The organism is Deinococcus multiflagellatus, assembly GCF_020166415.1.
GTDB lineage: Bacteria > Deinococcota > Deinococci > Deinococcales > Deinococcaceae > Deinococcus > Deinococcus multiflagellatus.
The window spans coordinates 42,436-52,443 of the sequence record NZ_JAIQXV010000026.1 but is presented as its reverse complement, the minus strand read 5'-3'; the positions used below and the strand labels follow the sequence as shown (position 1 = coordinate 52,443).

Annotated in this window: 15 protein-coding genes; 1 reads left to right on the top strand and 14 read right to left on the bottom strand. The window is 63.9% G+C overall.

The genetic code is table 11. The features are described 5' to 3' along the window. The 11 genes from K7W41_RS21440 to K7W41_RS21390 all read right to left on the bottom strand — a co-directional run. A partial coding sequence (locus K7W41_RS21440) for a hypothetical protein (protein ID WP_224612420.1) occupies positions 1 to 191 on the bottom strand: 191 nt, incomplete at its 3' end. Between the two features lie 52 nt (positions 192 to 243). Next, positions 244 to 927, bottom strand: coding sequence for a hypothetical protein (locus K7W41_RS21435; protein WP_224612418.1), 684 nt, complete (start codon positions 925 to 927; stop codon positions 244 to 246). 97 nt (positions 928 to 1,024) lie between these two features. Beyond that, entirely contained in the window at positions 1,025 to 1,429 is a 405-nt protein-coding gene (locus tag K7W41_RS21430; RefSeq protein WP_224612416.1) for a hypothetical protein, read from the bottom strand. Beyond that, entirely contained in the window at positions 1,426 to 2,079 is a 654-nt protein-coding gene (locus tag K7W41_RS21425) for a hypothetical protein (protein ID WP_224612414.1), read from the bottom strand. Before K7W41_RS21425 ends, K7W41_RS21430 begins: the two co-directional genes overlap by 4 nt. Then, the gene (locus tag K7W41_RS21420) at positions 2,066 to 2,359 is read right to left on the bottom strand and encodes a hypothetical protein (protein ID WP_224612412.1); all 294 of its coding nucleotides are present in this window, start codon (positions 2,357 to 2,359) and stop codon (positions 2,066 to 2,068) included. Before K7W41_RS21420 ends, K7W41_RS21425 begins: the two co-directional genes overlap by 14 nt. A gap of 100 nt (positions 2,360 to 2,459) precedes the next feature. Then, positions 2,460 to 3,038, bottom strand: a complete 579-nt coding sequence (locus K7W41_RS21415; RefSeq protein ID WP_224612411.1) for a hypothetical protein — start codon at positions 3,036 to 3,038, stop codon at positions 2,460 to 2,462. Positions 3,039 to 3,136: 98 nt separating this feature from the next. After that, the gene (locus K7W41_RS21410; protein ID WP_224612409.1) at positions 3,137 to 3,358 is read right to left on the bottom strand and encodes a hypothetical protein; all 222 of its coding nucleotides are present in this window, start codon (positions 3,356 to 3,358) and stop codon (positions 3,137 to 3,139) included. Between the two features lie 124 nt (positions 3,359 to 3,482). Further along, positions 3,483 to 4,586, bottom strand: coding sequence for a PIN domain-containing protein (locus K7W41_RS21405; RefSeq protein ID WP_224612407.1), 1,104 nt, complete (start codon positions 4,584 to 4,586; stop codon positions 3,483 to 3,485). Positions 4,587 to 4,608: 22 nt separating this feature from the next. Further along, positions 4,609 to 5,061, bottom strand: a complete 453-nt coding sequence (locus K7W41_RS21400) for a hypothetical protein (protein ID WP_224612405.1) — start codon at positions 5,059 to 5,061, stop codon at positions 4,609 to 4,611. Between the two features lie 25 nt (positions 5,062 to 5,086). Continuing rightward, positions 5,087 to 5,557, bottom strand: a complete 471-nt coding sequence (locus tag K7W41_RS21395; RefSeq protein ID WP_224612403.1) for a hypothetical protein — start codon at positions 5,555 to 5,557, stop codon at positions 5,087 to 5,089. Further along, positions 5,554 to 7,602, bottom strand: a complete 2,049-nt coding sequence (locus K7W41_RS21390; RefSeq protein WP_224612401.1) for an alpha/beta hydrolase family protein — start codon at positions 7,600 to 7,602, stop codon at positions 5,554 to 5,556. The genes K7W41_RS21395 and K7W41_RS21390 overlap by 4 nt, the downstream gene beginning before the upstream one ends. A 144-nt stretch (positions 7,603 to 7,746) precedes the next feature. On the opposite strand from K7W41_RS21390, the gene K7W41_RS21385 reads away from it, so the two are divergent. Next, entirely contained in the window at positions 7,747 to 8,745 is a 999-nt protein-coding gene (locus K7W41_RS21385) for a hypothetical protein (RefSeq protein ID WP_224612399.1), read from the top strand. Positions 8,746 to 9,037: 292 nt separating this feature from the next. On the opposite strand, the gene K7W41_RS21380 is transcribed toward K7W41_RS21385, so the two are convergent. From K7W41_RS21380 to K7W41_RS21370, 3 genes are all read right to left on the bottom strand, one after another. Beyond that, positions 9,038 to 9,385 carry a glycine-rich domain-containing protein gene (locus tag K7W41_RS21380; protein WP_224612397.1) on the bottom strand — a complete coding sequence of 116 codons (348 nt, stop codon included), beginning with the start codon at positions 9,383 to 9,385 and terminating at the stop codon, positions 9,038 to 9,040. An 86-nt stretch (positions 9,386 to 9,471) separates the two neighbouring features. Next, the gene (locus K7W41_RS21375) at positions 9,472 to 9,834 is read right to left on the bottom strand and encodes a hypothetical protein (RefSeq protein ID WP_224612395.1); all 363 of its coding nucleotides are present in this window, start codon (positions 9,832 to 9,834) and stop codon (positions 9,472 to 9,474) included. Further along, positions 9,831 to 9,995 (bottom strand): hypothetical protein, encoded by a 165-nt coding sequence (locus K7W41_RS21370; protein WP_224612393.1) that lies wholly within the window; start codon positions 9,993 to 9,995, stop codon positions 9,831 to 9,833. The genes K7W41_RS21375 and K7W41_RS21370 overlap by 4 nt, the downstream gene beginning before the upstream one ends. Positions 9,996 to 10,008: the final 13 nt, after the last annotated feature.

Here is a 10,008-nt window from a genome sequence, read left to right as displayed (position 1 = left end):
CCCTGGGGACTCAGCTCAACCGCTTCATAGTCGTAGTGACACCCCAGCGCTTCAAGTTCCTCGTACGTGAGATTGCGCTCACTCTCTCCGGCCTCAAAGGCTGCCCAGACGCTCAACACGGTCCCGTCAGGCAGTTGCAGTTTGGTGACGGCGCCGGTCGGGGCGCGCACTGCTCGGGTGCCGGGGGGCACCGTGAGGATGCCGCACGCTGTGAAAGAGTCGAGTTTGGCGGAAGAGGGGTCATCAGACTCTCCGGTCCGCCGAGGGCAGCTCGCGAGAGCGCTGCTCCAGTGCTTCAAGCTCGGCCTGTGCCACGTTGAGGTGCGCGCCAGCTGTGTGAACCGCTTCTTCAGCGGCGCGCACTGCGGCGCGGGCTTCTTCTATCTGGGCCTGCAGGGCCGCCGCCGAAGTCACCAGTTGTGGATACAGCGACGTGATCAGGTCGGAGATAACGCGGCGGACGTGATCGTTGGGTTGATCAAACTGGTGTGGGGCCACCCGGCGAACCACTGTGGGCACATTGCTGTGCAGCCGCCCCCCACCACGTGACGTGAAGAAATCATCGTACGTCACGCCCGCTAAGACGATTTGCCGGTCATGCAGGCGCAGATTGAGCCGGGTATCGCCCGGTTCGACGCGGCGGCGGTCAAGCGTGAAGGCCAGAGGCCCCAAACTGGAAATGACCCGGCCCTGAATCAGGCCAGCGTGATTGAGTGGTGCGCGCGGTTGCAGGGCCGCGCGCAGTCCAGCCTGGCTGGTCACTGTGCAGCAGCGCCGGCCTTGACCGGCGCGGTGGTCCGTCACCACCAGGGCCCGGCGCAGAGGGGTCAGCGTCACTGCACCGAACGCGTCTTCAGCTGTTATGACCGGGCCGTCCTCATGGGCTGCAGTCAGATTCAGGGCGTAGGTCAGAAGATCAGTCCTCATAGACGTGGCGGCTGAACCCTGGGCTCCTCTCCAGCCCAGGGTGAATCGGCCCTTCCTGAGAAGTGCGGCCGCCCATGACCCTGTATCTGCACCGTGCTCAGCTCCACGGGACATCGGGCAAGGCTGGCGCAAACCGACCAGCACCCACAGCGAAGGTGTCGAAGGGACGACTTTCGGGCATCTGGCCGGGCTGAGCACGGGTGAGCAGGGTGTCGTCCAGCAGCCAGTGGCCTACGCCATGCAGGTCCATCAGGTCCTGCAGCAGGTCAAGCAGCCGGGAGCCGGACGGGGCCAACACCGGTTCCAATGGCCGCCCGTCCCGGCCATACACATGAAACGATTCTCGAATCACCAGCTGATCAAGTCGGTAGCCGCGGTACAGCACCACGCTGTAAGCGTCTCGGCCAAACAGGGCCCTCACTTCCTGGGTCAGATTGACGTGCCGGGCCTGGAGACGCCGCTCCTCGGCCTGCCGCGCGGCCTGGGGTGGCCTCCTGGTCATGATCCTCCAGGCACCAGAATGTCCTGGGTCACGTCCCTCAGTTGCACGCCTCCGTCCGCTGCCAGGCGGCACAGTCGGGCCCGAATCTGCACGGTGAGCGGGGGCATGAAGAACCAGAGCAGGCGTTCAGGCGCCGCCACACCTGGGGTGAGGTCAATGCTGGGAAACGCACGGGCCTGGGCCGGTGGAATCCCCGCAGCCGCAACCAGCTGTCGCCACTGCTCCACGGGGATGCGGGGACTGTCGAGTCTGGTGCCGCCGGCCCAGGGGAGATCCGGCATCACTGGTTGGGGCGGCAACTTCTGGTAGGCCTGGATCTGGGCGGCCGAGAGCAGCACCTGCTGCGTGCTGGCCTCGTCCAACACACGCACATCCATCGCGGGACGCTTCTCCAGAGCGGCCCGGGTCAGGCGGTGGTGGCCGTCCACCAGGTAGACCTGTCCGTCAATGGTCACCGCCAGAAGGGGGTCTTCCAGACACACCAGGGGAACGCGAGCCGGATCAATCTGAACGTGCTGGGCACTCCAGACCAGCCCTTGGGTGGCCATCTGCTGCGCCTGCACCTGAAGACGATCAAGGTGGGCCAGTACCTGGGCCACCACCACCAGTTGCGGCCGGCCAGCACCGTCGACAAACTCAAATAGCTGCATGGGCTCTGTCCTCAAACACGGCGTCCACTTGCTGCCGTTCCACCTTGGTCAGCAAGATGCCGTGCCGCTGCAGGACGCGGACTGCCGCATCGGCACTCTCCACCATCCGCCGCTCGGCTTCTTCTTCCTGCGGAATCTGAAGCAGCGGGTTGCGGGACAGTTGGCGAATGAATGAGCTGCTGCCGGGATGAGGGGTCGCGTGCACCACCAGCAGGACACCGGACGCACGCGTCTCCAGCACCGCTCGGGCCGTGGTGCACTGAAGGGTCAGAGGAGTCATGCCTGCCGGTCACCCCTGACGGCACCGTCAGGGGTGATGCTGCTGACCAGAATCGACGCAGGGGTGAACTGCGGTGCAACAACACCCGTGGCCGAGGGCGTTACGTCAGATAGGGCAGAAGAGTCGGGGCTTCAATCACATAAGGGGCTTCCTGCGGCGTATCACCCATGGTCTTCCACTCATCCAGTAAGAAATTTTTTGTCTTCTTCAAGGGCATAGAAAGGGGGTTTTGGAAAAGTGTCATATCCCGACCAACCTGAGCTATCCAAGCCTGCCTCAGCACAGGATCTTGGTAATCAATCCAGAGTTGTTGCATGTGAAGCCCCGTCTGTGCAAAGCCAGCGGGGGAATAATAATACTTGCTGTACTTGTAAGCCACCAGGAACTGAATAATGTCGTGCTCAGGACTCAGGAGGCCTTCTGTAATGGTCAATTGATCAATCAACGTCCGCCCGAAGAGAGTCTCCTCGGCTGCCGCCCCTGCTGCTGCAAGATGCAGAAAGGCATCTCGGTGATCAACCGGGGGCTGGGAGGCATCAAGACTGATCATCGTCTGTAAACGGGCCCAGGAGACAGCCTGCACCTGGGTGTAACCAACATGATGGGCCATCACCGCGTGACCCGCCTCATGCGCCGCTTCGTGCATTGCAACGATCTGCCGAGCTTGCTCCTCGTTCATCGCCCGAGGATAAACGGTAAGACATCAAGAAAAAGGCGACCTTCGCCATGACGCGTGCGGCCGCCGTGATCGACGTCAATCAGTTGATCCGCTGTCGGTCAGCGGCGGAATGCAGGGACGCTCAGCACGGCGAAAAGGGCCAGGGTGCCGAGGGAGACAGCGGCGGCGCAGGGCGCGACGGTGAGGGCCAGCAGGCCTAGGGCCACACTGCCTGCGCCGGCGGCCACCACGTTGCCCGCAATCTTCAACTCGGACGCAAGATACGAGTTGGTTGGGGCCGTGGAGACCACGCCAGGGGCGGAAAGAGCCAGGGTCATCATAGATTCACCTCCTTCTTTCTCCAGTATGTGGGGTGTGCGGCCAGAGTTCCCTTTGAGGGAGGTGAAGACCTGCTGGAGGTTGGGTCAGGAAGCAAGGAAGTGCCGCCCGGGAACCACAGCCACTTCAGGGCGAAGGCGTAGGGAGGGCCTGTTGCTCAGGAGAACGCGTCCCACGAATGCTCCAGCGCCGGCCAGGATGCAGGTCAAAGAGGCCCGGCTGGGCCTGAAGCCGAGCGAACAGTTCTCCGGCCGTCAGGCGCAGCCCCAGATGCTGCCGCAGTTCCGTGCAGGTCAGGGTGCCTCGCCTCCGCACGAGCAGCCGGGCACACCGCACCACGGGGTCCTCGGTGGCCGGCCACTCAGGCCTGACGCGCGCCCGGGCGTCCTGGATCTGCTGGGTGACCTCCAGGGTTGGCATGAGGTTGAAGGCGAACGTGCCGTACGCCATCGCCGCCCGCCCAGCAGCGGCCCGTCCCTGCGGCCAGAGGGCCAGCACCCCGGCCAGGCCCAGCGCAAGCACGCCCTGCATGCGCGACGTAATCCCGTATTTCTTGAGGGATTCGCTCATGCTCAGGGCGGCGGTGGCCAGCGCCGTGATGGGTACCCCCACCATCCAGGCCACTACCTGCTCGACGCGCAGGTCGTCGCGGAAGGCGCACAAGTACATGCCGTGACCACGCGTGCCCTTGCCTTCCAGCGTGGTGATCAGACCCCCGAAGGCCTTCTTGTCGTAGGTCAGCAGACCGTCCGCGTCCAGAACCCAGCCCAGCAGCGCCAGGTCAGCGTCATCAGGGTCACGCTCCGGGCGGCGCACCTCGGCACTCAGCGGCGTGTCCGGCAGTCCGGCCGGGTCAAGGAACAGCAGCCGAGGCTGCACCTCCGCTGCCCAGAGGGCCACCATGGCCTCGGCATGGGCCGGAAACTTGTCGTAGATATTGCGCTCCAGGCGCGTGACGCCGCCCACTAACGCCACGTCCCCCGCCGACATGACCAGGCGACCGTGCGGCGCACCCAGCAGTTCAAACAGGGCGGAGGGCGGATCTTCCGGGCCGCGGGTCACGGCCGCGTGAAGGTCGCGCATGATGACGTTGGCGTCCAGTAACAACACCACGGTGCGTCCCGTCAGGTTGAGGGTGCCGTTCAGGGCCGGCAGGGTGCGGGGGTGACGCTGAGCGGAGACCGGCGCGGTCAATTCACTCGGGGCAAGAGCAGGTCGGTCGGCAGCCATGGGGTCCAGGAGAGCGGGCGGCTCAGGGCTCTTCCCAGACGCTGGGCGGCGTGTAAAGCACGTCGCTCTGATAGGTCTTGAGAATCTCTGGTGCGTCTTTGAACGTATCGGTCTTCATTTTGACCAGGCTGGTGGACAAACCCAAGACCATTCTTGGGTCACTCTTGACCCGAAAACCCCCATGGTATTGCCCATAATCATCGGCCCAGCGCAACTCAACCACATGGGGCTCAATCAGGTCTGACAGGATGCCCAGCACTTCATCCCGGGACAACTTGGACGCATAGTCACGGCTTCCATCCTCTTCGGCCCCCCGGCCGTAAAACCGTGCGCCGTCAATTTCCTTAAAGTCGCTCTGCGAGAGGCGATCAAGGATCAACTGGTTGAGCTGCTCCGGGGAGAGCAGAGCTGGCTTCAGTGCGTCTGCTCTGCTCTCAGCAGGACCCGGCTGGCAAGCGCTCAGCAGGGCCGTCAACCACAAGGCGGCCAGCCTCACTGTCTCAGGGCTCGTCCCAAACGACAGGCGGCGTGTACACAATGTCGCTCTGGTTCTCCTTCAGGATTTCAGGTGCCGCTTTGAACGTATCGGTCTTTTCCTTGATGAAACTGACGGCCAGGCCGAAGAGCATCTTCGGGTCGCTCTTGACACGGAAGGTGCCGTGGAATTGCCCATAATCTTCGGCCCAGCGCATGTCGACCACATGTGGCTCAATCATCTCAGCGAAAATCCCCAGAACCTCGTCCCGGGACAGCTTGGACACATACGACCGCGTTCCTTCCTGGTCTGACCCAGGGCCATAAAACTTAACCCGGTCAATCTGCTGAAAATCACTTTGAGCAAGGCGGTCAAGGATCAGCTGGTTGAGCTGCTCAGGGGTCAGGAGGGCACTTCCTTTGGTCTGTTGAAGGGTCTCGGCGGGAGCGGGGCGGCAAGCCATCAGTGCCAGGGCCAGCAGGATGAGGCGTTTCATTGTCCCCTCCACGACTTCCAGATCGTTTCCAACTGGTTTCGCACCTGTTCCTCGACGGTTGCGGGGACTCGCACGCCCTGGCGGAAGTAGGTCTCAATCGGCGTGGCCTTTTTCGGGAAGATCGGCATGCCGTAGCCCGTGGACATGGGCCGGGCCTCGTAGTCCGTTTCGTAGTGATCCATCTTCAGCACCTTGCTCAGCGCCACATCATCCGGATCAAGGGGCAACGGAGCCGACCCCGCCATCAGCTCGTTCACCCGTTTCTTGAACTCGGCGAGCGTCTTGATACTCTTGTCTGCCGCCAGGTTCTCTACGTGTGACAGCAGCGTGTTGTAGGCGATGTTGGCGTAGACGGTGGCCTCGAACAGGTCGGTGCCTGGATAGAGGTTGACATTGTTGGCCAGGGTCTGCCGCTTGTTCTCCGCCTGGATGCGCGGGTCCTGCGCCGTGCTGTAGTTGCCGGCAAAGACCGTTTTGACGTCCTGCAGCTTTTCCCCAGGCTTGGCACTGAGCGTCGCTTCGTCCCGGAGGCCCTGGTCGGCAATCACCTGCAGGTCCTCACTGAGGCTCTTCTGGCCCCGGATGTAGGTGCTCAGCATCGGGGTGACGTGCCCGGAGGCGATGTTCTCCAGCGCACTGTTGCCAAACGGCTCCTGCGTGCCTTTGTCCCGGCTCACCCGGTCAAAGTAGGTGATCTGCCCATCCAGGGCTTGCTGCCCGGCGGTGGGGACGATGTCGCCTTCCACCCGGTAATGTCGGGCCAGCACGGGGTCGGCCTTGCCTTCCCCCACATTGTGCTGCCGCATTTTGGCGACTTCCGCCTTGTCGATGTTCGCGGCCTGAAAGGTCACCACTGAGTCGAAGTACTCCGGATGCAGGGCCGGAACCAGCTGGGCAATAGCGCCCCCTAAGCTGTGGCCGGTTGAAACAGCTTTGCCCTTGAGTCGTTGCAAATTCGCCAGAATCAGGTCTTCGTTCGGTTGCACGTGGTACCAGCCCACCTGCTTGGGCGAGAGGTCGCCCATGATGGTGTCGACCGTCCCCTCAATCCCCTCCCGCCGGGCCTGCGCCTGCTCGGCAACCGAGCCGCCCTTGGCTTTGGCGGCCTTCGCGGCATTGTCGCCCAGGGGGTCATACTTGACGCCCTCCGTGCCCCGGAAGGAGACGATGGGGTGCGCCCACTTGGCTTTCCCTGGAATGGGCATGAAGGTGCGCATCTGAAAACCCCAGCGGCCCAGAATCAGCGGACCAGCCTTGAAGCCGAAGTGTTTCAGCACAGCGGCTGGGTTGCTGTGGCGCCGCTCGTCAAAGGTGTCGCTGTTCATCTCCTCGGCCGTCTGGTTGCTGTAGACGAGGCCAACAGAAATCTGCTCTAAAAAGGCGTCCAGAGTCAGGGTTTCCTCACTGACCGGTGGCGGCAGCAAGGCCATCAAGGGACCGCGTTGGTTGGCATCGCGGATCAGTTCGCCCAGGGTGGCACTGAGCGTTTTGCCGCCGTTCTGTTTGGCGTACGCGGCCGCCACCGCGTGGCGGTCCTTGGCCGGAATGGCCCCCAGCATGCCCTTGAGGATGGTCACGTCATGGCTGGTGGCGGCGCTGCCCAGCGTGTCTCGTGCTTGGTACGCGCCAGCCAGATTGCCGATGGTGATTTCACTTGCGGAATACCGGGTGCTGGTCAGGCGGCGGGTCACGCCACTGGTAATGTCCTGCGCAGCGGCCGCGCCGAGCAGGGTGCCCGCGACGCCATTGCTGGCCCCATCGGCCCAGTCGGGAATGGCCGCGCCGTGCTCGCCCAGATTGGCTTTGACCGTCTGATCCATAAGGAGTTGGCGGGTGCGCTTCTCAATCCATTCGTCCAGAAAGAGGGCGATCTGGTTGGACCGGCCCGCCATCCCTTTGATTTTGGCCGCGTTGCGCTGAATTTCGGCCTGAACGTACGCAGGGAGGGCTGCCGCGGGCTTGACCGCCGCTGGCGTGGCGGCCTTGCTGGGGGCCGTCTGGGTGGCGGTGATGGAGGCAGGACGGCGGGCTTGGGTCTCCAGCATAGGGGCTCCTGCCTTCAGGGTACCGGACGGCCAGTCAGCTCGGAGGCGCAAATGCGGCAGGCAACCTTGAGCAACTGTCAATTTTGAGGCAGGCTCACCAGTACTCGGCGTGGCCAGCATTTGACCCGCGTTACGCTGCGAGCTGTGCCTTCTGCCTCTTTCGATGCCGACCAGAACGGTTTGACCCCAGCGGCCCTGGCCTCAATGCGCTTGTACATGCATTGGTGGGCCCTCTTCACGCCTCTAACAGAACCGAAAAAGGCTCAGCGGCTGTCCCGCTCCGCCGAGAGTGCCTTCAAAGAACTCAATGAGGGGTTCGAGATCTATCTCAAGCGGCTCTGCGAGGCGCTCATGCCTGGCTTTCAGGCGCCGAGGGGGGACAAAGTCCAAGGGTTCCTTGACGCACTCGACGGGCATCTGAGCTTCCCTCTGCTGGACGCCGAAACACGCCGACTCTTGCGACCTCAACGTCAAGCCCGCAACGCCCTAGCACACGAAGGCAGCACACTCTCACAGCCGGTGCGGCCAGAAGAGCAGCAGCGCGCCGATGAGGTGTTTGACCGTCTGCCTGCCCAGCAGCAGCACGTGGTGCGGACGGCCGCCATGCTGATGTCGGCCACCTTTGAAATTGACCAGGCGGTGCGGCGTGTCCATCCTGCGCTGGTCGCCCCTGCCTCTTCTCTAGACGAGGGCGAAGTGGAGGAGATTGAGGATACGTTTGAAGCACTGGCCCTGAGCGCGGATGAACTGATTCGCTATCCACAGACACTGCGCATCAACCGCCGCGCCCTGCCCGATGATTGGACGTTGCCCCTGCCCATCGGGATGGAGGCTGTCCTGGTGGCCTTCGCTCTCTGGCTCCAGCAGAACCTTGCGCCTGGCGAGGTGGTGACTGGTGGGCAGGGCACGGCCGTGCAATACGCCCTTTCGCTTGAGAAGGGCGTTCAGTTCACCTTGAGTGACGACCGAGATGCTCTGGCCGACACGGCGTTCACCATGGAGGATGGGTGGGGGGTCGTGTGGTTCCCAGATGGGCGCGCGGCCTTCTGGCCCCTGACGGATCTGCCAGAGCGGGTCAGCCGCCACTTTTTCGGCATTCAGGTTACCTTTCCTGGTTCAGACGAGCAGGTGACCGACACCTGAACCAGCCGCAGTGTGGGACGGGCCGAAGCCCATCTGAGCGTCAGCGCTTCCCTGCACCGCGCCTCAGGACCCGCAGCCCCCACCACCGCAGGAACCGCCGTCACCGCCCCCACCCGCGGTTATCGGGCCGCCACACCTAGAGCCGCCGCCACCGTCGCGGCGGGTGGTGGCCACTTCGAACTGAGCCTGCGCCCCCGACCAACCCATGCCCAGCGCCAAGAGGGCTGTCACCGTCATCACCAGCAGCACAGGTGACGAAGGTGAGCAGGCCCAGAGACAGCACGGCCAGAAATCAGGCTGGATGGGACGTGCGGCCAGGGCGTAAGCGGCCAGGGTACTGGCGTACTGCACCCCGACCCGTGCCCGGCTCGTGGTGGAAGTGAGCGGGAAGCACCAACCTTAAGGCCGCGTAGTTGCGCGTGAAGAGAATGTGGGCGTGCCACACCTCGTCCACGGTCTGGGACGGGGTCACCGCCTGCCCGAGGGTGGCCAGGTACACGAAGCGGCGGTACTCGCGCTCCACGCCAGCAAGGAAAGCGGGCGTCCAGCCGTGCGCGCACGTGAGGCGGGCGTGCAGGCCAGCCGGCAGGGGCCAGGCGTTCAGTTTAGGAATCGGAATGGGTGCGCAGTGGACAGTCATCGTTGCCTCCAGGGTCTTTTGGGTTTCAGCATCAGCGCGTTCTCTCCCAGCTGGGGCCAACTTGAGGTGGCCGTATCAGCGCCCGGTCAGGCACCTTCTCCGAGGCGCACGGCCACCGCGCGGGCCGTGTCCCAGCCCTGGGATGCCGGTACATGCCGCGCGACCACCGGCTGGGTGTGCGCGCAGGCCTCAAAGAAGTGGTCACGCGCTTGCGCTTCCAACACCAGTCGCTGGGCCCGTGCTGCGCAGGCTGCCCCTGACTGGGCCTGGCGAAAGGCCCTGTAGGCGGTCCGGACCTGGGTGAGGCGGCCGAGGTCGGCGCGCAGCTCGCGCAGAACCTGCTCGCGCGCCGACCAAAGGCTGAAGGTCAGTGGCAGAGGCGCGGGCACCGCTGGCCCTGGAAACTGCTGTGCCCAGCGCTCTTCCAGAGACGGTGAGGCGTCACTCACAGCTGCGGAGGCTGGGCCTGAGGCCAGGCGTGGTGGCGCTCGGTGCGGGCGTCACGCAGGGTGTCGTTGTTCAGGTCATCCAGCAGCCGCACCAAGGCGCGTACGTCGCCGCCGAAGTGGATCTGGGCCAGGAGGCGCAGGGTGGGATGGGGTTCAGGCATGGTCAGCTCCAAG